Source organism: Rhizobium sp. ERR 942 (assembly GCF_007828395.1).
Taxonomy (GTDB): Bacteria; Pseudomonadota; Alphaproteobacteria; order Rhizobiales; family Rhizobiaceae; genus Rhizobium; species Rhizobium dioscoreae.
In genome coordinates this window covers 504,852-530,857 of sequence record NZ_VIUA01000002.1, presented here as the reverse complement: position 1 = coordinate 530,857, position 26,006 = coordinate 504,852, and the positions used below count along the sequence as shown (strand labels likewise).

The following is a 26,006-nucleotide window of genomic DNA, read 5'->3' as shown; positions in this document are numbered from 1 at the left end:
CCGCATCTCATCTCTGCTGCGGCACTATAGCCAAGCCTTTCCATTAATTTAAGTTGGATTTCCTGATTGGCACGATAAGATGAGCTTATGGCAAACTTCACGCTCAAACAGCTTCGTTATTTCGAAGCGCTGGCTCGGCTCGGCCACTTCGGACGTGCGGCCGATCTATGCGCGATCTCTCAGCCCGCCTTGTCGATGCAGATCAAGGAGCTGGAGGAGCAGCTCGGCACGGACCTCTTCGAAAGAGGCGCGCGCCAGGTCCGGCTGACCAATTTCGGGGAAGCTTTCGCGATTCGCGTCCGCGACATCCTGCGCTCCGTCGACGAGCTGGGAGATCTTGCCCGCGCATCGCATAATCAGCCCGTGGGACGGTTGCGGATCGGCATCATCCCCACGGTCGCGCCCTATCTGCTGCCGAGCATCATCGGCAACCTCACCCGTATCTATGACGGGCTTGATATCCATGTGCGTGAGACCCTGACCTCGAAACTGGTCGAGGAGCTGGAGGAGGGGAGGCTGGATACCGCGATCGTCGCCCTGCCGATCTCCGAAACATCGCTCACGGAAGTGCCGCTATTTGCGGAAAACTTCGTACTCGTGCGGCCGAGCGAGGACGAGGGCAAGCCGGTGCCCAACCGGGAAGCGCTTCGCGAAATGCGGCTGCTGCTCCTGGAGGAAGGACACTGCTTTCGCGATCAGGCGCTCTCCTTTTGCAACATCCACTCAGCCCTGCCGCGGGAGCTGATGGACGGTAGTTCGCTATCGACGCTGGTGCAGATGGTCAGCGCCGGCATCGGCGTCACTCTGATACCTGAGATGGCGGTAGCCGTCGAAACCCGCTCGGCCTCGGTGTCGACGGTGCGCTTCCAAAGCCCGCAGCCCTCACGCACCATCGGCATGATCTGGCGCAGGACGAGCCCTCTCGCCAAGCAGCTTCTGCAGATTTCCGAAGTGGTCCGTGAGGCGGCCGATGCCATGCGCGAACAACACGATTCAATCTGGCGCGCGCAAGACCTGGAGCTCGAAGGGCGATTGCAACCGCCGGCTGCTCGCCGTCCCGGCTTTGGCACCATCGATGATCCGGCTTCGCATCGGTAAGCTCCGCATTGCGCATTAACGCTATTTGGATCTTTTCCACAGAACGTGATATTTCAAACGATTGAAAATATTTTAATCGTTTAAATATTTTAATAGCTTGATTTACAAAGAAACTCCTCCATGTCATGCCAGTAACGCATGACAATGGAGGTCGTGATGCAAGAGCTTGAAAGCGTAAGAAATGAAATTCCTACGTATGTGATTGATCGCCTCGAAAATGAATGGCGGGTAATGCAGACTCGGAATGTGCAGCTGGAAACCGGGCTGCGGACTGAAACGCCTGCAAATACGGCGCCTGCAACGGGCGATAGTCGCGGATCGCTCGATAAGTAGTATTTATGAATGCAGGAATCGCACTGCTCTCGCAGGCCTGGCGTCGCTATTGAAGGCGTCGCATTCCGCTTTTTCCATGACATTCCAGAAAACGGACCAGCCCCGGCTTATTGCCAGGGCTATCGTTTATCGTCGCGTCGCCGGTTCCTCGTGCGATCGAGATAAGAATAGGTTCAGGCGTCGAGATAACGCTCGGTCAGGCGTGCCCACATCGCCGCACCGACGGTGAGGCTTCCGTCGGCGAAATCATATTTGGCGCTGTGGAGAATGGCCGAATTCAAGCCATTGCCGAGGCGCAGGAAGCTGCCGGGCTTATGCTCCAGATAATGGGAGAAATCCTCGCTGCCGGGAATCAGGCCACAGGTGGTGACTTTATCAGCGCCGACGAGCTCCTCGGCAACCATCCGCGCGAATTCCGTTTCCTTCTCCGAGTTGACGACGACCGGATGACCGTGGACATAGTCGATCTCTGCACTCGCACCATAGCCATCCGCGATAGAAGCCGTCAGCTTGCGAATACGGGCTTCAAGCAGCTCGCGCACCTTCGGATCGAAGGAGCGGACCGTGAGCAACATCTTCGCGCTCTCCGGAATGACGTTCGAAGCCTCGCCAGCGTGGATGGCGCCGACGGTCACGACCGCCGTCTGCGTCGGGTCGACACTGCGGGCAACGATCGTCTGCAGACTGACGACGAGGTTGCAGGCGACGACGACGGGATCGATGGTCAGATGCGGGCGTGAAGCATGGCCGCCCTTGCCTGTGATGGTGACCTCAACTGTGTCGGCGGCGGCCATCAGCGGGCCGGAGCGTAACAACCACGTACCTTCCGGCGCGCCGGGGTGATTGTGCAGCCCATAAATGACGTCGAAGGGAAAGCGTTCGAAGAGGCCATCCTTGATCATAGCCGGAGCGCCGCTCACCGCGCCCGCCTCTTCGGCCGGTTGGAAGATCAGGTTCACAGTGCCGTTGAAGCGGCGGGTGCGGGCGAGATATTCGGCAGCTCCGAGCAATATGGTGGTATGGCCGTCATGGCCGCAGGCATGCATCTTGCCGGGCACCTTGCTGGCATAGGGCTTGCCGGTCTGCTCGGTGATCGGCAGCGCGTCCATGTCGGCGCGGATCGCGATGCTCTTCTTGCCGGCACCGACCGTCATGCGCGCAACGACGCCATGGCCGCCGACATTGCGCGTCACCTCATAGCCCCAGGCTTCCAGCTTCTCGGCGACGAAGCGCGCTGTCTCCGCCTCTTCGAAGGAAAGTTCGGGATTGGCGTGCAGATGCTGGCGGATGCCCGTCAGTTCGGCCTTCATCGGCTCGAAGTCGGAGAGGCGGGCGAAATCGTTGTCGAGGGTCATGGCTATTCCAATGGTTCGCTTGAGCCGCCATCCGCCATAGAGCGTGCGGGCTCCACTGATGATATCTGTATCGCGCTAGATGAAGCGCGACAGGAAACTTCTGGTGCGCGGATGCTGCGGATTGCCGATTACATCCTCCGGTTTGCCCTGCTCGACGATCTTGCCGCCGTCCATGAAGACGACACGGTCGGCAGCCTCGCGGGCAAAGCCGATCTCGTGGGTGACGACGATCATTGTGAGGCCCTGTCTGGCAAGGTCACGCATGGTGGCGAGCACTTCGCCGACCAGTTCCGGATCGAGCGCAGACGTCGGCTCGTCGAACAGCATCAGCTTCGGCTTGATCGCCAGCGCTCGGGCGATTGCGACGCGCTGCTGCTGGCCACCCGAAAGCTGGCGCGGATAATTGTTGGCCTTGGCTGACAAGCCAACGCGGTCAAGCAACGCCAGCGCATTTTCCGTCGCCTGCTTCCGGCTCTCGCCATGGATGCCGATCGGCGCCTCGACGACATTCTGCAGCGCCGTCATATGCGGATAGAGATTGAACTGCTGGAACACCATGCCGATCTTGCGCCGCTGCAGCGCGATCGCATGGTTGGATAGTTTGAGCAGCCGGCCCTTGTTCAGCCGGTAGCCGATCTGCTCGCCATCGACTTCGATCGAACCGCGATTGATCGCTTCCAGATGGTTGATGCAGCGCAGGAAGGTGGATTTTCCCGACCCGGAGGGGCCAAGGATGACGACCACTTCGCCTGGCATCACATCGAGGTCGATGCCTTTCAAGACTTCGAGATTTTCGAAGGACTTATGGACGTTGCGCGCCTGTACCAGTGGGCTGACGTTGACGGCTGAGTTCATCGGAGCGTTCATTGGCCCGCCTCCTGTGCCGGCACGAGCGCGGGCGTGCTCTCCGTTGCCGCCTTCGTCCCGCCGGTGCGGCGATCGGCGCGGCTGTAATAGCGCTCGATATAGCTCTGGCCGATATTGAGCACCGAGGTAATCAGCAGATACCAGATGACGGCGACGAGCAGCATCGGAATGACTTCGAAGGTGCGGTTGTAGATCGACTGCACGGAGTAGAGCAGGTCGGCCATGGCGATGACGCTGACAAGCGAGGTCGCCTTGATCATGCTGATGAGCTGGTTGCCGGTTGGCGGCACGATGGAGCGCATGGCCTGCGGGATGATGATGCGGCGCAGCGCCCGAATCCGCGTCATGCCGAAGGCTTCGGCGGTCTCGAACTGGCCTCTGTCGACCGAAAGCAGGCCGCCGCGGATGATTTCGGCCATGTAGGCGGCTTCGTTGAGGGCGAGGCCGGCGATCGCCGCCGTCATCGGGCTGATGACGGAATTCGTGTCCCAGCTGACGAAGGTAGGTCCGAAGGGAATGCCGATCGACAGCGTTGGGAAGAGCGTCGAAAGATTATACCAGAAGATCAGCTGCACGAGCAGCGGCGTGCCGCGGAAGAACCAGATGAACAGCGACGCGAGCGTGCTTGCCAACCTATCCTTGGACATGCGGGCGATCGCCAAAAGCAGGCCAAAGGCGATGCCGAGCGCCATGGCGACGACGGTCAGGCCGAGCGAGACATAGAGGCCACTGATGACGACGGGGTCGAAGAAATACTGGGCGACGACATGCCAGCCGAAGTTTTCATTGTGGGCGACCGACCACGCCCAATAGGCTGCGATCGCAAGCGTGACGACCCAGGCCGTCACACGACCCTTCGGGAACGGCGTGTGGGCATTCGCCACATCCCGTTCCGACGCCTCGCCAGAAGGCGATGCGTTGTTTCTGGAATTCGTATTCATTTCGGCAAGGTCCCGCCAAGATTGATACCGGGTTCCTTGATCATGTTGTTCTCAAGGCCCCACTTCTTCATGATGGCGGCATAGGTGCCATTGTCCATAAGAAGTTTGACGGCATCCTTGAGGATGGGACCGAGAGGCGAGCCCTTCGGCACGACGGCGCCCTGATAGAGATCCTCGAAGCCGTTCTTCTGGCCGACGCCGGTGAGCTCCAGCTGACCGTTGGCCTGCGAGACGAAATAGGTGAGTGGGGCCTGCGAGGAGAAGAAGGCATCCGAACGCTTTGAGCGGACGGCGAGGATCGAGCTCGGCTGGTCGGTGAAGGACTGGACTTCGATCGCGCCCTTGCCATCCGTCTTGCATTTCTCGGCCTGAACCTGGATGACCTTTTCTGCCGATCCTCCGGCCATGACGGCGATGCGCTGGCCGCAGGCGCTGTCGAGCGAGGTGATGCCCTTCGGATTGCCTTTCTGGACGGCGAAGACGACGAATTCCTGTACCCAGTCGACGAAGTCATTGGCTTCCTCGCGGCTCTTGAAATCGCCGATCGGACCGAAGGCGAATTGATAACGGCCGGAGTTGATGCCGGCGAGGATCGCAGGCAGGCCGCTGACGCTTTCATGCTCGATCTTCACGCCGAGCACCTCGCCGATCGCATCGGTCAGATCGGCGCTGGCGCCTGTCAACTTGGTGCCGGTGACGATTTCATAGGGAGGGAAGGAGCCGTTGTTGACGGAAATCATCTTACCGGAGGTGCGGATCGCCTCTGGCAGCTTGGCCTGCAGGTCCTTGTTGACCGAAAGTTTCGGCAAGCTCGCATCCTCGGCAAAGGCAGCACCCGACATCATCAGGCTTGCCAAGGCGACGTAGGTCATTTTCTTCAGCGACATGTTCATTCCCCTTTTTGCTTTGCGTCTCTGATTTTTCAGTCGGTGGTCAGGCAGCGCTCGTCCGGCTGCCATCGACGTCGAACGGGAAGAGTTCCTCCGGCGTCATCAGCCGCGGCAAGATACCCTGCACATGTAGCTCCCCGGCGAAATCCGCGATCATCTTGCGGTTGGCGGCAAAGCCGCTCGCATCCCACCCTTCGGGCAGTTCGATTGCCGATTTCAGGAGTTCGTCGAGCATGAAGGGCGTGGTGTCGGCATATTTGCGCCGCTTGCCGAGCCACATGCGCTGCGATTCATCGATCAACCTGCTCAGTTCGGCGATGACCCAGGGATGCTCTGCGACGAGCTCGGCCTTCAAGCCGATCAGGTGCATGCCGGGTACATAGCCCACATCGGCAAAATAGCGATGCTCGGCGGCACGGAAATCCGGCAATAGCTGGCGCAAGCCGGAATTGCCGGCGAAATAGCCATCCGGCATGAAAGGCGTGAAGATCGCATCGAGCTCGCCGTCCTTCAGCAGGTCCACCATCGGCCTTTCGCCGGGTGCTGCTTCGATGCGGCCGGGGCGGCCGAAGCCGTCGAGGCGATCGGTGATCGGATGGGCTTCGGTGAGGCGGCCGGCGTACCACATGGCATCTTCGACGCCGACACCTTCGCGCCGTAGTGCTGCCCGAGTCCAGGTATTGCCGGAGTCGCGCCAGCCAGTTACGCCGATGCGCTTGCCGGCGAGCTCGGCAAAGCTTGTGATCGGGCTTTCCTTGGTGGTGATGACGCAGCGATGGCGGAAGCCGCGCATGATGAAATTCGGAATGCCGACGACACTTTCGTCACCGTCGATGCGCATCTGCGTGTAGCGGCTGAAGGACGTTTCCGCCGCGTCATAGGCGTCGCTCTTACCGACATGCGAGATCAGCGTGCCGACCCGATCCACCCTAATGTCGAGTTTTGGGGAAGAGACATCGCCCAGGACCAGAGGGGTCATGTAGTCCCAGTCACGAAGGGCAAGGCGGAGAGTAAGGGGCATGAATTCACTCGCGGGAAAACTTGTTTTCTCAACGAGTAAATGTTCAATATAGGTCGATCAAATGTTATTACGTTATTGAACATTAAAAATGGTGCGAAAATGAGCGAAGAGCGGGATGCGAAATGGTTTGCCTCGAAATTGAGCGATCGGACCATTCGCGGCATCGCTCTCGAGACGAGCGCGCTCATCCGAGCCGGTGCCCTGCCTGTTGGCACCAAGCTGCCGCCGCTCCGCGACCTGGCCTTTGCCCTTGGGGTGAGCCCGGCGACCCTGTCGGAAGCCTGGAGCGAGCTCAGACGCCAGAAGATCATCAGCGGGCGCGGCCGGAATGGCACATGGGTGAGCGGCGACCGCTTCGTCGCCAAGCCGGCACGGCTGGCAAGCGTCGGCGACTACGGTTCCGATGCCCTCAATCTGACGGCAGCCGTTCCCGATGTGCAGCTACTGCCGAAGCTGGAGGCCGCGATGGCCTATGGCGCCTCGGCCGAAAATCTCAACAGCTACGAGCGCAGCCGCATCCTGCCGGAGCTTGAGCGCGAGGTCAGGAAGACATGGCCCTATGAGCCGGAAGCGTTCCTGGCGACCAATGGCGGCTATAATGCCGTCTATACCCTGATCAATGCCTTGGTCATGCCGGGTGCCGCCGTTGCGATCGAGGACCCGACGGGAATGCGGCTTCTCGATATTCTTGAGGATCGGGGTGCGCGCATCATTCCGGTGAAATGCGACCAGGATGGTCCGTTGCCGGCCTCGCTGGAGGAGGCGCTGAAATATCGTCCCGTCGCGTTCATCTTTCAGCCGCGCATCCATTCCGTCACGGGCCAGAGCGTGAGCCCTGCACGCATGGCAGGGATCGCGGAGATCCTTCGCGACAAGGATACGTTGATCGTCGAAGACGATGGTGTCGCCGACATCTCGATCTCGCTTCGCCATTCCATGGGGCATCTCTTTCCCGATCGGGTCATCCATATCCTGTCATTTTCGAAAACGCATGGGCCGGATCTGCGCCTCGCCGTATTGTCGAGCTCGCGCGCGATTATCGACCAGATCCAATCCTATCGCAGCTTCAGCTCCGGCTGGACCAGCCGCATTCTGCAGGCGGCGGCTGCCTGGTTGCTGCGCGATCCGGCAACGGCATCATGCCTCGATCATGCCCGCAGGACCTATCGGGAACGCCGCGCAGGCCTCATCGATGCGCTTCGCGAGCGCGGCGTCGATGCGTGGCATGGAGAAGGACTATGTGCCTGGGTGCCTGTCTCGTCGGAGCCGTTCGCAATGGTGACGCTTGCCGCCCGGGGCATTGCAGTGCATCCCGGCGCCAAGTTCTCGATCCTGCCCAGCAGCCATTTGCGGGTCGCGACGGCCAAGCTCTTGGAGCGGCGCGAATATGTTGCGGATGCCATCGCACTGGCGGCCGTCCACACGTGAAGGGTGGAGCTAATGGCTTGAAGTTGCGCCCAGGCTTTTAGGCGTCTCCCTCCAAGAGGAAGCGTACTTGACGAGGATAGTCGCTAGCTTGGCTGAGATGAGCGAAATGATGGAAATTGCGACGAGATAGATCGCGATGTAGACGGGCCGCGGCAAGTGGATATTACGCATCAGATGCCCGTAGATCTCGGTAAAGCCGCGATGACACATGTAGATCGGGTAGGAGAGATAGCCGAGAAAGATTCCGAGCCGCTGCAGCCTCTCCGGCAGTTCGAGCATGGTGCCGGCAAGGACGATGAGCGGCGAGATCAGAACGCAGAAGACAAGCGCATATTTCAGCGAATAGGTGGGGAGAAACAGCAAGGTTAAGATCGCCGCGATGGGCAATAGTGCCGCATAGCTGTTCACCGTGCGCCCCAGCACGGTTTTACCTCGAAGCCGATAGATGATCATTCCGAGGGTGAAGGAGAAGAAGACGCGGGCAAGGCCGCCATCCACAGAGTGCCATTCCCAGCCGAGATCGAGCGATTTGTGGAAAAAAACCGAGACGATCAGCATCGCCAGAGATGCGGCGGCAATGAGGATGAGGCTCCGCGTTTTCAGCCTGAACAGCACCAGTGCGAATACCAGATTGGCCAACAGCTCCCAGAACAGCGACCAGGCGGGACCATTCAGCGGGTAGAGCGCCAAGATGTCTCCGGCCGACCGCATCAGAAAGCTTGGAGAAGGCAGCATGAAGACGGTGGTGAGGATGCTTGCGGCAAGATCGGCCCGCCCGACGCCTGCCGCCTGCCAATGTAGCAGCAATTGAGCAAGGCCGTAGACGCTGCCGATCAGGAAGAGCGGATAGAGACGCGCGTATCGTGCCTTCATGAAGGCCAGCACCGTCATGCCGCCATCAAGCTTTTCACCATAGGCCCTGGCAATGACGAAGCCGCTGAGCACGAAGAAGAAATCGACCGCGATATAGGCCGAAGGCGCATAGGGCCTGTCGAGGTGATAGACGACAACGGCGAAGGCCGCCAGGCCGCGCATCGCATCCAGGGCGGCATATCTGTGTCTCGTTGCATCAGCCGGCATTGATCGGAACCTCATTGGGGGAAAAGGTTACGCCTAAGTTATCCGGCGGCGCGCACGCCGAAGAATTCGTTTCTCAAATTTCGATCGAGCGGGCGCACCCGCGAAAGATTGCCCAGGAACTGACGGGGACTTGTCAGCACCGACCGGTTCAGGAAATGGGTCCTGATGAGATTGGAGGACTTGCTGTGGGCACCCGCATGGCCGACCCGATAGATCGCGCCGCGGAAAGGCAGCGAGCCGAGCGGCGCGCCGGCGTCTGCAAGCAGCTTGCCGATGCGCACATGGCTGCCGAGCATGGATTTGATATAGTCGATCTCGGCATCCTCGAAGGTCGCCGGCAAACGGTAGAGATCGGAGCGGATGATCAGCGATGTCCCGCAAAAATTGGCGAAGTCGTTGTGATGCATAAGCAGCCGGCCGCCTTCGTTCCAGAGATAGCCGCGGTCGATCTTCCAGCCGTTGGCATCGGGATTTCTGGCGGCGAAATCGACGATATTGGCGCTGACGAAATCATCGTCGTCGACGATCATGAAGAAGCGGGTATCGCGCGCGGACAGCATGCCGCTCAAGACGCGGCGGCCCTTGTCCAGCCGGAACGCATCGTAGACCTTTTCGCGATCGGCACCATCGATGTCGTGGAGCTGGTTGGGCGGGAAGGTCACGCGTTCCGCCGTAAAATTCGGCGGCAGATCCGGCAGATCTGCGCCTTCATTGGCGACGACTACGCCGCGCCAGTTTTTGTTGGACTGCCCGGCGATCGATGCGATCGTTTGCGACAGGCGTCGTTTGAGCGCCGGCCAATCATTGGAATTGGCCTGATGGCGAACGGGAATGATGAACGTGACCAGTGTCATGAGGCGCCTTTCCGACTTGGTATTCTATCGCGGGATCGAATGAGCGTTGTTTCCGTCCTTATTCGCGATGGCGGCTACTATGCCTTCGCGCGACGGCCTTGCAGCGTCGTCCGCACGAGGAAGAGGACCCTTTCCCTGCATAAGAGAAGGATGAGGGCCGAATAGGCGAGGCCACCGACCAGGACTTCGCAGACGAGGCGTTCCGCAAGGGGCCGGTCGATCAGCGCCGACGAGATTGCCAAGACGGCGACAAGCATGCCGAGATAGGCGGCTATGGGCCGCAGGAACTGGCCGAAATATTCCGAAATGCTGAGGCCGATCAATCGCGACACCATCCACAGCGTCACCGGCCAGAGCATCACCACTCCGAGCATGAGTCCGAAGACGACGGTTGTCACCCCATATTGGTGAAGAACGAGCACGGTGAGGATCGAGACGATGTTGCGCACCAGCTGATAGTAGAACCACCAGTCGGATCTGCCCTGGCTGGTAATCAAGGAAGCCTGGATGATGCCGATGCCGGCCATCAGGCCGATGACGCAGAAGAAGCGAACCGGCCAAACGGCGGCAGCCCAGTGCGGCCCGAAGATCAGCGGAATGGCATCGTCGGCGACCGCTGCAAGCCCCATGAAGGCCGGAAAGGACACTAGCGAGCACCCGAAGGTCGCCATGAGGAAGGCTTCGCGCACCTTCTCCCGATCATGCTGCAGTGAGGAGAGCAGCACGTGGCTGACCGAATTCAGCCCGCCCGCCACGACATTGTTGAGCATCTCGTAGAGCCGCCGGGCAAAATTATAGATACCGAGAGCAGCCGGGCTTACCAGCGTGCCGATGATCAGCTGGTCGAGATTCATGGTCTGGAGGAAGCGGTTGCCCGAGGCGAAGATGCCGTAATGCAGCAGTTCGCGCAAGCTCGAGAGCTTTACCCTGAAGCCAGGCAGCCATTTCGCACCCCAGAAAGCGGCGATGCAAGCGGCCGCCGGTGCTGCAATTTGGGCAATCGCAAGCGCCCACAGGCCGAAACCGGCGAAAACCAGCGAAAGACAGATGATCGCCGAAACAGAGGTGGCGATCGCGGTGCGGGCCGCAGCAAGATGGAAGGACATCGTGCGGCCGATCAGGGCATTGGGCACGATGATCATCATGTCGAAGAAGATTTTCAGGCCGATGATCAGCAGCAGTTTGACGATATCGTCATGTCCTAGCCAATGGGCGAGAAACGGCGAAAGCAGAAACAGCGCGGCATAGAGGGTGGCTGCGGAGACGAAGGATAGCCAGAAGACCGTATCGAGATGGCTGCGCCGAATGGATTTCTGCTGGATCAGTGCCTCGCCGAAGGCCGTCGGGCCGAAGCCGGAGGCGAAACTGACGATGGCGAAGGCGAGCGCGACCAGGCCGAAATCCTGCGGCAGAAGGAAACGGGAGGTGACGACGAAGACAAGGCTGTTGAGTGCCGTCGGGATAAGCGTATCCAGCGCCGACCAGAAAGCGCCCCTCAATGCGGCCCGCGACCGGTTTTCGCTTAAGTGTTCAAAGACGATTTCATCCGCTTCGGACGCTAGCAATCGCATACCTCGCCGTTTTAGATCTGCAGCGGATGCCGGAGATCCGGCGCCCGCCATTGCCGCTTCGCCATCATTCGATGGAGCAGGACGGCGTGTTGGATGCTTGATCTAGGCCAGCCCCTCGATTTGTCTAGAGAGAATTGTTGCATTGCAACATTGCGTTGCTGAAAGTGATCTCGCGATCAAGGCAAACGCGAATTTTATCACTTCAGAGCGGCGAAAAGCGCCGCCTTCACTGCGCGGCCGAGCGGACTCTTGGCTCGTCCCATTCGATTTCGGGAGCAGCATCGGCTTCATCCAGAGGCTCGTTCATCTCGTAAAGATAGCCTTCGAGCATGTCGCAGGCGCGTTCGTTGGCGCCGATCTTGGCTTCCGTTTCGCTGATGGCGGTGGCGATCGCCTTGATGCGGGCGCGCAGCATGTGTCCGACCACGTCCTTGCCGGGGCGCTTGCCGAGCCGGTCGAGATGAAGGCCGATGCGATTGGAGTGTCGCTCGAGCTCGCTCTTGCTGAAATTCGCCTTGCGAATTTCTTCCAGAAGGCTCGCTCGCATCTTGGCGACCGGATCGAATGTGCCGGGTTCCCGCTCGTCCAGCACTATCTCGGTAATCAGCTTTTCGATGGCGACCAGCGCCTGCAAGTCGACGGCATCGGTCAGTTCGACGTCATAGCCGGTATCGTCGAACACCTTGCGGCGAACGGGGTCGAGAAGAAGCTCATAGGCCTTCTGCAGCTGCGCGAAAGCGTCGGTATCGCCGCCGGAATCCGGATGGGCTGCCTTCGCGCGCTTGCGATAAGCCGCCTTGATCTGCTCTTCGCCCGCATCGCGCGCAACGCCGAGAATATCGTATGGATCAGTCACTCCAACTCCTGCCGCCGCTTGTTCCTGTTTTAAGGCCTGGCCGCTGATATCGCCCGCGCGGTTTAAATGTCCCACCCGGCCGTTTCAATCGGCTCCGGCGCTATTTGTACCATCACAAAGGCAGAGTTTGGACAAAAAGAGTCCTATGTCAAAGGCGAAGTCGAACGTCTGTGGAAATGCGGTGCTTTAAATCGTTCGGTCGAAGAAGGCGGTCGAATGTGCCTGCTTGAGCCGGTAAAGCTGGGCAGGGCGATTGCTTCCGCGTCGCATTTCCCCGGAAATCGGCTCGATGAAATCGACTTCCGCGATGCGTTTGCGAAAGGCAGATTTATCGAGAAGGCGGCCAAGAAGCCGTTCATAGACGGCCTGCAATTCGCTCAAGGTGAATGCTTCCGGCAGGAGATGCACCGGCAGGGTCGTATATTCGACTTTGTTGCGCAATCTGGTGAGCGCCGCCTTCAATATGGCGGCGTGGTCGAAGGCCAGCGGTTCCACACTCCTATCACCTGCGATCGGATGCCAGGCGACGTCGGTGATATTGCCGCCATGTTGCAAGCTGACGGCATCCTGCGCAATCAGTGCCATATAGGTCACGCTCAGGCTCCAGCCGCGAGGATCGCGCTTGCCATCACCGAAGACACCCACCTGTTCGAAATAGGGCGCTGCGACGCCTGTCTTGTCACTGAGTACGCGTCTTGCCGCAGCCTCCAGATTTTCATCTTCATCGACATGAATCCAGCCGCCGGGCAGGGCCCAGCGGCCGGTAAACGGCTCCGCGCCGCGTTGGGCGAGCAGGACCTCGAGCCCGTCCGCCGTCAGGGCAAAGATTGCGAGATCGACCGAAACGATTGGCCTTTTATCGGGGGCTTCAGAGCTGCTCATGACTTGAAACATAACCCGGCGACATCTTAGTGTAAAGCTTCAACTAACTTAGTTGACAAAATACACTAAGTGATGTTTGTTCACGTCATCGCAGTTTCAAACGCCACTTTCAGGAGGCAGTCATGTTCGGATTTCGTTTCATCAAGGCCCAACCGACCCAGTATGTGATCCAGTATCGAGGCGGCCGACCGCAGCGAGAGGGCGCGGGACTCTCGTTCTGGTATTTCGCGCCGTCGACCTCGCTGGTCGTGGTGCCGACCGCCAGCGTCGACGAGCCTTTCATCTTTCCCGAGGTGACGTCGGACTTCCAGGAAGTCACGGTTCAGGGGCAGATCACCTATCGTATTGCCGAGCCCAAACGGACGGCGGAACTGCTCGATTTCTCGCTCAATGCCAAAGGTGTTTACGGTTCGGAAGACCCGCAGAAGTTGTCGCAGCGGCTGATCGACCAGGTTCAGGTCGTCATGCGTGCTGAAGTGCAGGCTTTGTCGCTGAAAGAGGTGCTGGCGGCCGGCGAGCTGCTGGTCGGGCGTGTCGCGGCGACGCTGCATGACCATCCCGTGTTGCGCGCACTGGGTCTTGAGCTGCTCAGCCTGTCGATCCTGGCGGTCAAGCCGAAACCTGAAACTGCCAAGGCGCTGGAGGCCGGGGCGCGCGAAGCGCTGCTGCGCAGTGCCGACGAGGCGATCTATGCCCGCCGCAACGCGAGCGTCGAGCAGGAAAGGACGATCAAGGAGAACGAGCTCGCGACCGAAATTGCTGTCGAAAACAAGAAGCGCCAAGTCCGTGAGGCACAGATGGATGCCGAGCGCTCGGTGCAGGAGCGGCAGCTACAGATCCGCCAAGAAGAAATGACAGGCAAGATCGCGCTTGAAGAGCAGAACAAGGCGCTTGTCGCTCTCGCCTCGGCCAATGCGCGCGAGGAAGCCGACGCGAAAGCCTATGGCCTCGCTGCCATGATGAAATCGTTCGGCGATGCCGATCCCAAGATGCTGCAGGCGCTCGCTTCGGTCGGCATGGATCCTGGTCAGTTGATGGCGCTCGCCTTCCGCGATCTTGCTGACAACGCCACCAAGATCGGTCAGCTGAACGTCACCCCCGATCTCCTGCGCGAGATGCTGCAACCTCAGCCAAGGGGATAAGTCATGCCTGTCGCAAACAACGCAAAGGCGGAAGATAGAAAGATCGTGCTGATCGTGCGCGACACCCGCCTTGACGAAATGGTCGCGCGCTTCAATACCGTCCAGCAGGCGCAGTTTTATGTCGAGCACTTAGGCGCGGATTTCGGCGATTATCTCGCGGAACACCGGCGTTATCAGGCGGCTGCGCGCGACGTCGAAGCAAGTCTGCGCTCCGTTGCCAGGGTGCAGACACTCAACCGCCGCTATCTGGCAAACTTCATATTCGGCGCCGATGATCTCGTCGTCGTGCTTGGGCAGGACGGCCTGGTCGCCAATACGCTGAAATATCTTGACGGTCAGAATGTGCTCGGCGTCAATCCCGATCCGAAACGATGGGACGGCGTGCTGTTACCTTTCCAGACGGCCGACATGCGCAAGGTCGTCCCCGAAGCCTTGGCGCAACGCCGGCCGCTCAAACGGGTGAGCATGGCAAAAGCCGCACTCAATACGGGAGAGGTGCTCTACGCAGTGAACGACCTCTTCATCGGCCCGCGCAGCCACGTCTCGGCGCGCTACGACCTTCAGATCGGTGAACGGCATGAGCGGCAGTCGTCGAGCGGCATCATCATTTCCACCGGCATGGGCTCGACCGGCTGGCTGAAAAGCCTCTATGCCGGCTGGGTAGGTGCTGCTGCGAGCCGCGGCGTGGAGCTGCCGGCGGGCATTGCCGATGCTTCCTTTCCCTGGGATGCGCAGTTCCTGCACTATTTCGTGCGGGAGCCTTTTCCCAGCCGGACGACCGGTGTTTCGCTGGTGTCGGGGCAGGTCGATGCAGAGATACCGATGACCGTCGTCTCCGAGATGGCGGAGCATGGGGTGATCTTCAGCGATGGCATCGAGGCGGACTTCCTGCCTTTCAACGCGGGAACGCAGGCAAAGATCGGTATTGCCGAGCGCCAGGGACTACTGGTGACGTAACGACAATCGGCCCGCTCCTTTGCAGGATACGGGCCGTGGAAGGCTGTTTTAGATTATTAAGCCGCCGAGAACGGCACGGCGACGAAGGTCTTGTTGCCGTCGCGCTCGATCAGAAGCAGCACGGATTTGCGACCATCCTTGCCGGCCTTGGCGACGGCCGTCTGCACCTCATGGGCGTTATGCACCGGCTGGTCGTTGACCGAGACGATGATGTCGCCGGTCTGGATGCCGGCCGCAGCGGCGGGCTTGTCCGGATTGACACTGGCAACGACGGCGCCTTCGACACCATGCGGCAGATTCAGCTGCTCACGCACATCCGGTGTGAGGTTGGCGAGGCCGACACCGATGCTTGGCTGGTTGGACGGCTGTACCTTGCCGTCGCCAGCGTCGTTGGCAGCCTGCTTGCTGTCGTCATTGCCGCCGATGGTGACATTGACGTCCATGCTCTTGCCGTCGCGCCACAGTGTGACCGAACGCTTGTCGCCGGGAGAAAGATCGGCGACCAGCCGCGACAGATCCTTCGGCGTCTTGACGGCCTCGTTGCCGACGGCGGTAACGATGTCGCCGCTCTTGATGCCGGCGCGTGCGGCTGGCGTATCGTCGTTGACGCTGGCAACGAGCGCACCTTGGGTTTGCGAGAGGCCCATGGCATTGGCGATATCCGAGGTCACCGGCTGGATGGCGACGCCGAGATAGCCGTGATCGATCGAGCCGTTCTTCTCGAGCTTGGCGACGATCGCCTTGGCCTCGTCGGAGGGAATGGCAAAGCCGACGCCGACGCTGCCGCCATTTGGCGAGTAAATAGCGGTGTTGATACCGACCACATTGCCTTCGCGGTCAACCAGCGGCCCGCCGGAGTTGCCGTGGTTGATGGGCGCATCGATCTGGATGAAATCGTCATAGGGGCCGCTGTGCAGGTCGCGACCGCGGGCCGAGACGATGCCGGCGGTAACGGTCGTACCGATGCCGAAGGGGTTGCCAATCGCCAGAATCTGGTCGCCAAGCTTCAGCTTGTCGGAATCACCCCAGGCGATTGTGGCGAGCGGCTTCGGCGCGTTGATCTTCAGGACGGCAAGATCGGATTTAGCATCGGCACCCAAAAGCTTGGCAGGCAGCTCGGTGCCGTCATCGAGCGTCACCTTGATGTCGACCGCATTCTGAATGACGTGGTTGTTGGTGACGATGACGCCGTCCGGGCTGATGATAAAGCCGGAGCCGAGCGCCATGGCGCGCTGGTTCTGTTGCTGGTGCGGCATCTGCTTCGGGAACGGGATGCCCTGATTTTCGAAGAATTGCCGGAACTGCTCGTCCATCGGCGAATTGCTTTCGGCGCTGGTGTCGGTCGCCTTCATGGTGGTGGTGACAGTGACGACGGCCGGTTTATCGGCGTCGACGATCGGAGCGAAGGAGCCGTCGGGCGCGATGATGCCGGCCGGCTCTGCCGCGGAGGCGAGGGTTGCGGATGTGCTGAAGGCAAAAGGCAATGCGCCGGCGCCGACGATGATAGCGGCTCCGACGATGGCGGCTGTGCGGTGTTTGCGGAGAAGAGAAGGCATGGCAAAAGTCCCTTGCGAGATCGTTGGCGGTTTGGCGGCCCGTCCATATCGGGGATGGGCTGCGATTGGTCCGCGTCAATTTTGCGAGCGACTTTGTTTCCCGTTTTTACTACGGGAAGCAAAGTATAGATTTGAATTGGCGCTTGGTGTTAATATGATCCGCCAATTAACTTTTACAAATTAAATATTGATCATGTTTTTATTGCAAAATGTTAAGATATTACATGAATTTAATGTTGGATGGCCGGAAATTTTCCATATTTAAAGCTGCGCTGTCGGCCAACGCTTGAGGGCCTCTGCTCCAAGCTCCGTCAGTGCGTAGATGCCGCGGTCGATGCGCTCGAACCAGCCATAGACATTATCCCTTAGAATTTGTGGGGCCTTCGGTGCCGCTTCGCGCATATCCTTCGGGCGCTGCACGCCGTTTTCGATAGCAGCGGCGCAGGCAAGGGCCTGTTGGCGGTAGGCGGTCATGATCGGCTTGCGGGTGCTGCCGCCGAGTGCCGGGTCACCCTTGCGCCGGCGATGTTCGTCGACAAGGCGTGATCTGCGCCGTGCGTTCTTGCGCGGCATCGGCGCGATGGGGCTGACGACGATATCCACGACGTCGCTGTCCGATACGGCGAGCATGCCAAAGCCCAGCCGGCGGCACAAGTCGCGGAACCTGCGATCGCCTTCCCGACCCTTGCCCTTTGCCGAGACGCGGGCGGCGATCCAGACCTCGTCGCTGGCCGCAGCGCGATCCACTGCCTGCAGGATGAGTTCGAGATTAAAGGTCATCTTCAGTTCGCAGATGACCACGACCGGTGGCTCGCCATCAGTCAGTCCAACGAGGTCGCAGCCACCGATCTCGCCTTTCACCGCATAGCCGGCGGCTTCGAGAAATGACTTGATGGGGAGATAGAGCGCCGTTTCCAAATCCGCCTCCGGGCTTTGCATGTCCGGACAAGGTTAGCCGATTCGGTTAACCAGACAGTCGATAAAGATGCGAAGCGGCTCTTGCTGCAAAGGCGAATATTGCAGGCGTGTGAAAGGGGCCGATGACAAGGCCCCTCTCTCGTGTAGCTTACGCCTTGAAATCCAGCTTGACGTCGCAGGCGCCGATCGAAGCCGGTAACAACGGCTTGCGGATGCGCTGCCCGAATTGCCGCTTGAAACCGAAGATATTGCCGATGAGGCTCTTGGTATAGAGGCCGGGGCCGCTCGAATAGATGCGCCAGCCGCCATCGACGGCGATATCGCCTGCCTTGACGCGCGCCCATTCCGCGGAAGCCTGATAGCGGTCGTCGAAGGCCGCATCGCTGCTGCTGAAATAGGTATTGCGCTGGCGCAGCGACGCATGTTCCACCCGGCCGCTGACGGCGATCGGGTTGGCAAGTGCCAGTGCTGCCCATACGGCCTCCGCATCGTCTTCAAGCGCCAGGGCTTCGCAGTAGCGCAGATGCGCATGCACATACATGAGTCCGATCTCGCGGCCGAAGAACGACGAGGATTCGGCACGCCGGAAGAGCTTTTCTGGGCCGCCGGAATAGGTTGCCGGTTTTTCCATCAACCGTACACCGTCCGGGAACAGCAGGTTCTCGCGGATAAGCTTCATATGGGCGTGGCGCTGCTCGGGCGTGAACAGGCCGCCGATCATCGGCTGCGTCATCGCGATCAGCGAATAATGGAGGCCCGTGCGCGTATCCTCTGGATGCAGCAGCAATTCGACGCCGTCATGGCTCGGATCGAAGACGCCATAACCGGCAACGATGCCGTCACGCATCAGGAGCCGGTTGAAATCGGCGCGCATGGCGACCGCAGTCGCTTGCAGCGACTGCGCTTCCTCGTTGCGGCTGGCGAGCGTCAGGATATTGGCGTAGCGCACCAGCTGCTCGTAAAGAAGTGAAACGGTCCAGCTGCTGACCATCCAGTCGCGCAGATGTGGGTCTGCCGGCTGCAGGCTGTCGTTCCAGTCGCCCTCGCCGTAGCGGATGAGGCTCGTCCCCGGCACGAAGCGGCTGCGTACGGTGTCCAGCAGTTTTTCGACGTGATCGGAGATTGTCGCGCGTTCCGACGTCAGCTGCATGGTGTCGTCGGCACGCCACGGCACGGTTTCTGCAAGGAAAGCGATGTCGCCGGTCGCTTCGATATAATCGCAGAGCGCCTTCAGCGGCCAGACGACGATATCGCCGTGAGCCTCGCCGGCGCGGATGTTGGCATAGGGCTCCAGCATGAACCATTGCGGCCAGTCGCCGCGATCGCGATACTGCTCGGAAAAGAGCGTTGAAAGGATCTGCCGGACTTCTTGGTCATGCTCGTAGGAAAGCAGGAACTCGATCGGCCCCTGGCAGACGTCGCGCGTGCCCCAGGCAGCACCCGTATATTGCTCGAGCCCGTGCGGCACGCTCAAATGCACGATCGCGTCATGCGCGATCCAGGGCAGCATGACCGCCTGTGCCGCCACATCGCGGCCGTCGCCCTCGATGCGGGCGCCCCGCGTCACATGGCTCCAGAAGCGTTGCGCGGGTGCGAGCATCTCTTCGCTTTCGACACCGGCGCTGTAGCGCGCGGCAAGAGCTTCCGCCGCATCCGGCTCGGTCATCGAGCCCGTGACGGCAAAGCGTAGTGCCTTCGTCGGGCGCGATTTCAGGGCGATGAACGGGCCGTTGCGGGTGGTGCCATCGGTATAAAGCAGCTCATCGCCGCCAACGGTTTCGAAGGCATCCGGGGTCGACGTGACGAGGTGATAGCCGGCCTTCGGGTAGCGATCCCAGAGCCAGGACGGTTGAGGCCGGAAGGAGATGCGCTTGGCTGCCGCGTCGACTGCGATGTTTGCCACGGCTTCATAGTCGCGCTCGCCAAGAACGATATGGCCGAAGACGAGGAAACGGCAGGGTTCGCCCTCCACCGAAACGCTCCATTGCATGGCCGGATCGTCGCCGGAGGCGATTGCCGATACGGTGATGGTGCGACCGGGGAGCTTGTAGATCCACTTGGTATCGCTGAGTCCCATTTCGAAGGCGGCGGGCACGCCGAGCAGGCGCCAGCCGTCGCCAAGGTCGACGAGAATGCGCAGGCCGCTCGATCGCGTCATATTGTAGGGATCGCGCGAGACCGAGAACAGCTTGTGGAAGGAGGTGTTGCCGATGGTCAGCTGCGCGGCGAAGATGCCCTGCATCCAGCAGGTGGCAGCCAGCGTCTGGTCATCGAGCAGCATATTCTGGCCGCTGCGAACGATGGCGCCGTGGCGGCGAGCCACCAGGCGTTCTTTTTCCTGGAGCACGATGTGCCTGTTATGCACTCCATCCGGCACGAAGAAGGAGAGCAGTTTTCCATCGGCCCGCTCCTCCAACATCCGCTTCGGATAAAGCGCGTCGATGGCGGCCTGATCCAGGCTGCCGCTCTCAGCAAGAGGGGCATCTTGCACGAGACTGCGTGCCGATTGAGCGGCAGCAATCGTGTCGATCGCCAATTCGCCCTGAAGTTTCGGCAGGCCATCGAGATGGGCAAGGTCGGCATCGCTGGAAGCAGCCGGATGATCGGCGATGAAGAGGCCGAAGAAGGTCGTAGTGGCGGCGCCACCTGCTGCGAGCGAAAGCGGCTTCGACTGGATTGTCGGGCAGGCGACCTCATGCTGGCGGCGGGCGCTCGGCAGGCTGGCGCCGAAATCCGGCACCATGACGCCATCATTGCTCTTGGAGGGCACGAGGAGCTGGATGGCATCGGTCGCGTAAGCCGCGGCACCCTCAAGGCAGCCTTGCGCGAGCCACGGATTTCGCCCGCCGCCCTGCTTGAGATTCTGCCTGACCATAATGACAGGACCGAAGGCGGCATGGGTGGCGATGTGATGGTCGATATATTGCGAGGCATAGGCTTCGCTGTTCATCAGGAAGCCGCGATCGCCGAGGCCGACATCCTGAACGAGGATGAGATCAGCCGAAAGCATCGCGTTGGTGCTGTTTTCCAGCGAAATTTGCCAGAACCATGCGGTCTGGCTCGGATGCAGCCGGAGGCTGACGGTGTGTCGTACGCCTTCCGTTTCGCCGCTCCAGGAAAAGCCGCCCTTGCCATGACCGAACTCTACCGTAGCTTTCGGGCCGACGATTTCGGCCGTCGCCGGCTTGGGCCCGCCGATGCGCAGATAGAGCCGGCCAATACCGCCATAGACAGGCGATCCGAGCACCTGATTGATCATGACGCCGCCCTGCTGGTCGGCAAAGTCGATCGAAAACAGTGTGCCGTTCGGCAGCGCCGAAGCCGAAAGACCGGCGGTGTTGCCGAGCGTGATAAGGCCAAGTTCTTCGCGGCGGGGCGTTTGAAAGCTGCGATTGGTGTCCGAGGACATAAGCGTGATCTCGCTGATTCATGGATCGGATGAGGGGCACTAGATCACAAGGCGGCGCCCGATCATAGGAGGCAATTCGCCATTCACCAGCGCAATCTTTTGTGACGGCTTACGGAAAATACAGGCGCCGATCCGGCGCAATGCGCCGGATCTTTTCTGTGGGAGAGCACCCGGTGTCAGTGGTGCGGTTGCTCCGCAACCTGGTTGGCCGTGCGTATAACAGCCGAAAGATCGGCATCGTCGAAGGCTTCCTTGGAAATGCCTTTGACCTTGAACGTTCTGCTTTCGCCAGGCGCGAGATTGACCAGCATGTCGTCGACTTCGGCATTCGGACTGATGCGATCGACGAACAGGCAGACATCACGCAGGAAGGACTGCGCCGTGATGGTGATAGCAATCTCGTCCGGCGTCTGGACGCTTTCGATATCGAAGCGGGGCTGCGGATATTGCAGCTGCATGTCCTTCTCGAAGAACCGCCAGGCTTCCGCATCGCCGAGGCGAGCGCGCAGATATTCGCGGCGCGGATCGCCCGGGGTCGCGACCTCGGACGGGATGTCGATATCGGTATTTTCGAAGCGATCGCAGAGGATGCGCCAGACGTGGTGACGGGCGAGCAGCTTGCCGGTGAAATCGAAACGCTCGACCGTGAAGGGCACGCGCCAGAACAGGGTCGCGTCATTGACGGCAACGGCGGCCAACCCATCGCCGCGCGGCTGGATGGTGAGGAGATGCGGCGCATAGCTATGTTTCAAGGCATACCAGAGCGGCTTCTTCCTGCCAGCGCCATCGACGGCCGCCCAGGAGGTGACCGGCCAGCAATCGTTGAGCTGCCAGACGATGGTGCCCATGCAGGTCGGCCGATGCGAGCGCATATGGTCGATGCCGTAGCTGATTGCGCGCGCCTGGTTCAGCTGCGTGACGAAGAGCCAGTCGTCGAAATTTTGCGGGTGGGGAAACCAGCCTTCCAGCCCCTGTAGAAGCTTGTCATTGCCGCCGGTTGCCTTCTGATGATGCAGAACCGCGGGGGAGGCCGGGGCGCGATCCTTCTCGCGAACGGATTGGGCAAGTGTTGCGAAGGCCGGCGGTGCCTGCCAGCCGAATTCAGAGCAGAAGCGCGGGATATAGTTGCGGTAGGTCTCGTAGCCCACCTCGTTCCAGACATCCCAGATATGCCTGCAGCCGTGCTCGTCGGCATTCGGCGCTATATCCATCGAGCCGGAATAGGGGCTCCCCGGCCAGTAGGGCCGGGTCGGATCGATCTCGGCCACCAGCTTCGGCAGGAGGTCGAGGTAGTAGCCGGCGCCCCAGGGGCGATTGCCCAGCACGTCCTGCCAGCCCCAGTCGAAATAGCCCCAGATATTCTCGTTATTGCCGTTCCAGATGACCAGCGAAGCGTAAGGCATGAGCCTTGTGATCGCCTCGCGCGCTTCCGCCTCGATCTCGCTGTAGACCGGCTCTTCTTCGGGATAGGTGGCGCAGGCAAACAGGAAATCCTGCCAGACCATGATGCCGGCGGCATCGCATTCCTCGTAGAACGTATCGGTCTCATAGATGCCGCCGCCCCACACGCGCAGCATATTCATATTGGCATCCCGGGCCTGGGCGATCCGCTCGCGATAGCGTTTGCGTGTCACGCGCGGCAGGAAGCAATCGTCGGGAATCCAGTTGGCGCCGCGGGCAAAGACCGGCACATCGTTGACGACGAGGGTGAAGGCGGAGCCGACCTCGTCGGGCGTCGTATCCAACCGCACGGAGCGGAAGCCGACGCGCCGCTTCCAGCCGTCAAGCGCCGCACCATCCGAGCCGAGCAACTGCAGGTCGAGATCGTAAAGCGGCTGACCGCCCATGCCGTGCGGCCACCAGACCTGCGGATTGTCGATGCGGCATTCGATCAGCGCGTGGGTCTCCCCCTGCGCGACGCGCACTTCCGCGCGCTTGCCGCCGACGGAGAGCACGAGCGCCACGCTATCCGTGCCCTTGTCAGCCCATTCGATTTCGACATGCAGGCGTGCGACGCCCTGGCTGCCTTGCAGGGTGATTTCCGGGCGGATGCTGCCGAGACGGGCCTTCGACCAGCTCTCGATGACGACAGGTTTCCAGATGCCAGAGGTGACGACGGTCGGACCCCAGTCCCAGCCGAAGTTGCAGGCCATCTTGCGGATGAGATTGCTCGGGCCGGGATAATTTTGCGGGATATCGGCGGCGCTGCCGAGCTGCTTGCGGACTTCCTCGCCAAGTTCATAGGCGGATTGGAAATCGACGATCAGCTCGTTGCGGCCGCTTTTCAGATGATCGCTGATGCCAAAGCGGTAGCTGCGATGCATGTTGCGGGTTTCGCCAAGCAAACTGCCGTTCAGTTCCAGGCGCGCGGCAGTGTCGAGGCCGAGGCAGGAAAGATCGATGCGCTCGGCGTCCTCGCCGTCCCAGTCGAAGGCCAGACGATAACGCCAGGCGGCGCGGCCGATCCAGTCCTGCGAGATTTCGTTGACGTCGAGATAGGGATCGGTGATCAGCTGCGCCGCCATCAGGTCGAGATGAACGTTGCCCGGCACGGTCGCGGGAATCGAATTGGGCAGGGCCGGTGCGCTGGAGGGCGCGCGAAGGCGCGAGATGATCCAGCCGGTGTCGAGCGTCTGTCTTTTCATGTCATGTATCCGTGATGAAATGGATGTCTCAAACAGCCTTTGGCGCGATGAACTGCAGGCCCGCCTGCAGGTGGCGGTTCATGTGATAGGCGTAGGCGATTCGATCCCGTTGTTCCAACGCTTCGATGATGGCGCGATGATCATGGTAGGCACTGTCGACGGCCTCGCGGGAGCGCTTGCCCGCCTCCATCAGCCGCTGCAACAATGGCTGCATAATGCCATAGACTTGTGACAGGGTCTGATTGCCGGCGAAGCCGACAAGGGTGGCATGAAACCTGAAATCAAGTTCCGCAGCCTCGGCCAATGTCGATGCGGCCTTCATCGCGTCGTTGATGGAGCGCAGCCTGTCGATGGCGACTTCATCAAGCGTTTCGAACAGAAGATCGCTGAGATTGACCTCGATGAGGCGACGAAATCCCTGGATATCGAGAAAGCTCTCCGCCGAGATGTCGATAGCGAAGGAGAAGAGGTCCATCAGTGCCTGCTGGCGGCGGTCCGTAATCACCGCGCCGACCTTCTGGCGGCTTTCGACAATGCCATAGGCCTTCAGGATGCGGATCGCTTCGCGCACCGTATTGCGGCTGGTATTGAACATGGAAGCGAGCTCGGCTTCCGAGGGCAGTGCGTCTCCGAGACCGAGATTGCGCTCGCGCATCAGTCGCCGCAGCGCGTCGACCACCTGATCGACCGCGGAACCTCTCTCGTCGATATCAGCGGTATCCACCACCGTCTCTCCTCCGTTGTTGAAAGCATATTGTTGGTCAATAGCAGCGTCAAGCGACCAGAGATGATGGACATTTCGCTTTTCAGCAGTATTTTGACCGACAAATGGGGAGGATATCATATGGAAAGCTGCTGGCGGTGGTTCGGCCCGAAGGATCTCGTTCCGCTCTTGCATGCGCGCCAGGCCGGCGCGACAGGCATCGTCACGGCATTGCATGAGGTCTCACATTCGCGCGTCTGGATGCCGGCCGAAATCGAGGCGCGAAAGGCGCTGGTGGAAGCGGCCGGGCTACGCTGGAGCGTCTGTGAATCGATCCCGGTGCCAAGCGCGATCAAGCTCGGCGGGGCAGGGGCAAAGGCTGCGATTGGTGTCTGGAAGGACAGTCTCGTCAATCTCGCCCGCTCCGGCATCAAGACGATTTGCTACAATTTCATGCCGGTCGTCGACTGGACGCGTACGGATCTGCGCTTCGAAATGCCGACCACCGCGCTCGCATTGCGTTTCGACATGGCGGAGTTCGTTGCCTATGACGTCTTCGTCCTGCGTAGGAAGGGTGCGGAAGAAAATTATGCGTCGGACCTGCTGCGGCGTGCCGAGGAGCGGCTGAAAGGGCTCTCGCCGGAGGCCGTGCAACGGCTGGAGAATAACATCATCGCCGGTCTTCCTGGCGGCGAAGACAGCTATGGCCGCGATGCCATACGCTCGGCCATCGCACTCTTCAACGGTATAACGGCTGAGGATCTCCAGGCCAATCTCGAAGCCTTTCTGCACGAGATCGTGCCAGTTGCCGCAGAGCTCGGTGCGAGGCTTGCGATTCACCCCGACGATCCGCCCATCTCGCTTTTTGGCCTGCCGCGCGTCGTCTCGACGGCGTCGGATCTGCGCCGCATCCTCGGCAATGTCGACGATCCGGCCAACGGTTTGACGCTCTGTGTCGGATCTCTCGGCTCTCGCGCCGACAATGATGTGTTTGCTATCGCAAGCGAATTTGCCTCGCGCATCAATTTCGCGCATCTGCGCGACGTTGCGCTCGAAGCCGATGGTTCATTCGTGGAGGCCTCCCATTTGGAGGGGCGCAGCGATATGTATGCCATCCTGCGCACATTGCTCACGGAGGAGGCACGGCGTCGCAAGGAAGGCCGGGAAGACCATATGATCCCGATGCGGCCGGACCACGGACATCTGATCGGCGACGATATCGATAAGCCGACCAATCCCGGCTATTCCCTCATCGGCCGCTTGAAAGGTCTTGGCGAGCTTCACGGCGTCATCCATGCGATCGGCAAAGCAGGGCTTTGAACCTCACGGGATTTGCCGTCCCATGTCGGTGAAAAGGGGCGGAGGAATAAAGCCTGCCGTTGCATATTCGATAGGCTTTTGCCTAAAGTTTAACCTTGTTACAATTTTGATTTTATTTAGTTTTCTCGTCTATCAATGTCCAATTCGCTAATCTTCAAACTCGAATTGGCAAGGTTGACC

At 60.3% G+C, this 26,006-nt stretch carries 21 protein-coding genes; 6 read left to right on the top strand and 15 right to left on the bottom strand.

Annotated features, from left to right (window positions below; all coding sequences use genetic code 11):
• The first annotated feature begins 87 nt into the window (after positions 1-87).
• Positions 88-1,098, top strand: coding sequence for a hydrogen peroxide-inducible genes activator (locus FBZ97_RS09315; protein WP_113350558.1), 1,011 nt, complete (start codon positions 88-90; stop codon positions 1,096-1,098).
• A 156-nt stretch (positions 1,099-1,254) separates the two neighbouring features.
• Positions 1,255-1,431 carry a hypothetical protein gene (locus FBZ97_RS34345; protein WP_173004573.1) on the top strand — a complete coding sequence of 59 codons (177 nt, stop codon included), beginning with the start codon at positions 1,255-1,257 and terminating at the stop codon, positions 1,429-1,431.
• A 173-nt stretch (positions 1,432-1,604) separates the two neighbouring features.
• On the opposite strand, the gene FBZ97_RS09310 is transcribed toward FBZ97_RS34345, so the two are convergent.
• From FBZ97_RS09310 to FBZ97_RS09290, 5 genes are all read right to left on the bottom strand, one after another.
• The gene (locus tag FBZ97_RS09310) at positions 1,605-2,786 is read right to left on the bottom strand and encodes a M20 aminoacylase family protein (protein ID WP_145318690.1); all 1,182 of its coding nucleotides are present in this window, start codon (positions 2,784-2,786) and stop codon (positions 1,605-1,607) included.
• A 75-nt stretch (positions 2,787-2,861) separates the two neighbouring features.
• Positions 2,862-3,641 (bottom strand): amino acid ABC transporter ATP-binding protein, encoded by a 780-nt coding sequence (locus FBZ97_RS09305; protein ID WP_145320004.1) that lies wholly within the window; start codon positions 3,639-3,641, stop codon positions 2,862-2,864.
• An 8-nt stretch (positions 3,642-3,649) separates the two neighbouring features.
• Positions 3,650-4,594, bottom strand: a complete 945-nt coding sequence (locus FBZ97_RS09300; protein WP_145318687.1) for an amino acid ABC transporter permease — start codon at positions 4,592-4,594, stop codon at positions 3,650-3,652.
• Positions 4,591-5,481: an ABC transporter substrate-binding protein gene (locus FBZ97_RS09295; RefSeq protein WP_095437660.1), complete on the bottom strand. Its 891-nt coding sequence runs from the start codon at positions 5,479-5,481 to the stop codon at positions 4,591-4,593. Before FBZ97_RS09295 ends, FBZ97_RS09300 begins: the two co-directional genes overlap by 4 nt.
• Before the next feature lie 46 nt (positions 5,482-5,527).
• Positions 5,528-6,505, bottom strand: coding sequence for an ABC transporter substrate-binding protein (locus FBZ97_RS09290; protein ID WP_145318683.1), 978 nt, complete (start codon positions 6,503-6,505; stop codon positions 5,528-5,530).
• Between the two features lie 99 nt (positions 6,506-6,604).
• Here FBZ97_RS09290 and FBZ97_RS09285 point away from each other — a divergent pair, with 99 nt between their 5' ends.
• Positions 6,605-7,933: a PLP-dependent aminotransferase family protein gene (locus tag FBZ97_RS09285; RefSeq protein ID WP_145318681.1), complete on the top strand. Its 1,329-nt coding sequence runs from the start codon at positions 6,605-6,607 to the stop codon at positions 7,931-7,933.
• Between the two features lie 9 nt (positions 7,934-7,942).
• On the opposite strand, the gene FBZ97_RS09280 is transcribed toward FBZ97_RS09285, so the two are convergent.
• The 5 genes from FBZ97_RS09280 to FBZ97_RS09260 all read right to left on the bottom strand — a co-directional run bounded on the left by FBZ97_RS09280 (position 7,943) and on the right by FBZ97_RS09260 (position 13,176).
• Positions 7,943-9,013, bottom strand: a complete 1,071-nt coding sequence (locus tag FBZ97_RS09280) for an acyltransferase (protein ID WP_145318678.1) — start codon at positions 9,011-9,013, stop codon at positions 7,943-7,945.
• Between the two features lie 38 nt (positions 9,014-9,051).
• Positions 9,052-9,867: a galactosyl transferase gene (locus tag FBZ97_RS09275; RefSeq protein ID WP_145318675.1), complete on the bottom strand. Its 816-nt coding sequence runs from the start codon at positions 9,865-9,867 to the stop codon at positions 9,052-9,054.
• A gap of 77 nt (positions 9,868-9,944) precedes the next feature.
• The gene (locus FBZ97_RS09270; protein WP_145318672.1) at positions 9,945-11,438 is read right to left on the bottom strand and encodes a lipopolysaccharide biosynthesis protein; all 1,494 of its coding nucleotides are present in this window, start codon (positions 11,436-11,438) and stop codon (positions 9,945-9,947) included.
• Between the two features lie 226 nt (positions 11,439-11,664).
• Positions 11,665-12,294: a DnaJ domain-containing protein gene (locus FBZ97_RS09265; protein ID WP_113329703.1), complete on the bottom strand. Its 630-nt coding sequence runs from the start codon at positions 12,292-12,294 to the stop codon at positions 11,665-11,667.
• A gap of 186 nt (positions 12,295-12,480) precedes the next feature.
• Positions 12,481-13,176, bottom strand: a complete 696-nt coding sequence (locus tag FBZ97_RS09260) for an NUDIX domain-containing protein (RefSeq protein ID WP_145318669.1) — start codon at positions 13,174-13,176, stop codon at positions 12,481-12,483.
• Positions 13,177-13,298: 122 nt separating this feature from the next.
• On the opposite strand from FBZ97_RS09260, the gene FBZ97_RS09255 reads away from it, so the two are divergent.
• The gene (locus FBZ97_RS09255) at positions 13,299-14,318 is read left to right on the top strand and encodes an SPFH domain-containing protein (protein WP_145318666.1); all 1,020 of its coding nucleotides are present in this window, start codon (positions 13,299-13,301) and stop codon (positions 14,316-14,318) included.
• Positions 14,319-14,321: 3 nt separating this feature from the next.
• Complete coding sequence (locus tag FBZ97_RS09250; RefSeq protein ID WP_145318663.1) at positions 14,322-15,275, top strand: sugar kinase; 954 nt, start codon at positions 14,322-14,324, stop codon at positions 15,273-15,275.
• 56 nt (positions 15,276-15,331) lie between these two features.
• On the opposite strand, the gene FBZ97_RS09245 is transcribed toward FBZ97_RS09250, so the two are convergent.
• The 5 genes from FBZ97_RS09245 to FBZ97_RS09225 form a co-directional block, all read right to left on the bottom strand.
• Entirely contained in the window at positions 15,332-16,831 is a 1,500-nt protein-coding gene (locus FBZ97_RS09245) for a DegQ family serine endoprotease (protein ID WP_145318659.1), read from the bottom strand.
• Between the two features lie 261 nt (positions 16,832-17,092).
• Positions 17,093-17,749, bottom strand: coding sequence for a DUF2161 family putative PD-(D/E)XK-type phosphodiesterase (locus FBZ97_RS09240; protein WP_145318657.1), 657 nt, complete (start codon positions 17,747-17,749; stop codon positions 17,093-17,095).
• Positions 17,750-17,897: 148 nt separating this feature from the next.
• On the bottom strand, positions 17,898-21,158 hold the full coding sequence (locus FBZ97_RS09235) for a cellobiose phosphorylase (RefSeq protein ID WP_145318654.1): 3,261 nt from the start codon (positions 21,156-21,158) through the stop codon (positions 17,898-17,900).
• A 176-nt stretch (positions 21,159-21,334) separates the two neighbouring features.
• Complete coding sequence (locus tag FBZ97_RS09230) at positions 21,335-23,803, bottom strand: glycoside hydrolase family 2 protein (protein WP_145318650.1); 2,469 nt, start codon at positions 23,801-23,803, stop codon at positions 21,335-21,337.
• A gap of 28 nt (positions 23,804-23,831) precedes the next feature.
• Positions 23,832-24,527 (bottom strand): FCD domain-containing protein, encoded by a 696-nt coding sequence (locus tag FBZ97_RS09225; protein WP_246661719.1) that lies wholly within the window; start codon positions 24,525-24,527, stop codon positions 23,832-23,834.
• A gap of 120 nt (positions 24,528-24,647) precedes the next feature.
• Between FBZ97_RS09225 and uxuA the strand changes: the two genes are divergently transcribed.
• Positions 24,648-25,826, top strand: a complete 1,179-nt coding sequence (gene uxuA / locus FBZ97_RS09220; protein ID WP_145318644.1) for a mannonate dehydratase — start codon at positions 24,648-24,650, stop codon at positions 25,824-25,826.
• The last annotated feature ends 180 nt before the right edge of the window (positions 25,827-26,006 follow it).

Excerpts from the sequence above, each read along its gene's own strand:
- FBZ97_RS09315 (WP_113350558.1), top strand. The coding sequence starts at position 88 with ATGGCAAACTTCACGCTCAAACAGCTTCGTTATTTCGAAGCGCTGGCT.
- FBZ97_RS34345 (WP_173004573.1), top strand. The coding sequence starts at position 1,255 with ATGCAAGAGCTTGAAAGCGTAAGAAATGAAATTCCTACGTATGTGATT.
- FBZ97_RS09310 (WP_145318690.1), bottom strand. The coding sequence starts at position 2,786 with ATGACCCTCGACAACGATTTCGCCCGCCTCTCCGACTTCGAGCCGATG.
- FBZ97_RS09305 (WP_145320004.1), bottom strand. The coding sequence starts at position 3,641 with ATGAACTCAGCCGTCAACGTCAGCCCACTGGTACAGGCGCGCAACGTC.
- FBZ97_RS09300 (WP_145318687.1), bottom strand. The coding sequence starts at position 4,594 with ATGAATACGAATTCCAGAAACAACGCATCGCCTTCTGGCGAGGCGTCG.
- FBZ97_RS09295 (WP_095437660.1), bottom strand. The coding sequence starts at position 5,481 with ATGTCGCTGAAGAAAATGACCTACGTCGCCTTGGCAAGCCTGATGATG.
- FBZ97_RS09290 (WP_145318683.1), bottom strand. The coding sequence starts at position 6,505 with ATGCCCCTTACTCTCCGCCTTGCCCTTCGTGACTGGGACTACATGACC.
- FBZ97_RS09285 (WP_145318681.1), top strand. The coding sequence starts at position 6,605 with ATGAGCGAAGAGCGGGATGCGAAATGGTTTGCCTCGAAATTGAGCGAT.
- FBZ97_RS09280 (WP_145318678.1), bottom strand. The coding sequence starts at position 9,013 with ATGCCGGCTGATGCAACGAGACACAGATATGCCGCCCTGGATGCGATG.
- FBZ97_RS09275 (WP_145318675.1), bottom strand. The coding sequence starts at position 9,867 with ATGACACTGGTCACGTTCATCATTCCCGTTCGCCATCAGGCCAATTCC.
- FBZ97_RS09270 (WP_145318672.1), bottom strand. The coding sequence starts at position 11,438 with ATGCGATTGCTAGCGTCCGAAGCGGATGAAATCGTCTTTGAACACTTA.
- FBZ97_RS09260 (WP_145318669.1), bottom strand. The coding sequence starts at position 13,176 with ATGAGCAGCTCTGAAGCCCCCGATAAAAGGCCAATCGTTTCGGTCGAT.
- FBZ97_RS09255 (WP_145318666.1), top strand. The coding sequence starts at position 13,299 with ATGTTCGGATTTCGTTTCATCAAGGCCCAACCGACCCAGTATGTGATC.
- FBZ97_RS09250 (WP_145318663.1), top strand. The coding sequence starts at position 14,322 with ATGCCTGTCGCAAACAACGCAAAGGCGGAAGATAGAAAGATCGTGCTG.
- FBZ97_RS09245 (WP_145318659.1), bottom strand. The coding sequence starts at position 16,831 with ATGCCTTCTCTTCTCCGCAAACACCGCACAGCCGCCATCGTCGGAGCC.
- FBZ97_RS09235 (WP_145318654.1), bottom strand. The coding sequence starts at position 21,158 with ATGTCCTCGGACACCAATCGCAGCTTTCAAACGCCCCGCCGCGAAGAA.
- FBZ97_RS09230 (WP_145318650.1), bottom strand. The coding sequence starts at position 23,803 with ATGAAAAGACAGACGCTCGACACCGGCTGGATCATCTCGCGCCTTCGC.
- uxuA (WP_145318644.1), top strand. The coding sequence starts at position 24,648 with ATGGAAAGCTGCTGGCGGTGGTTCGGCCCGAAGGATCTCGTTCCGCTC.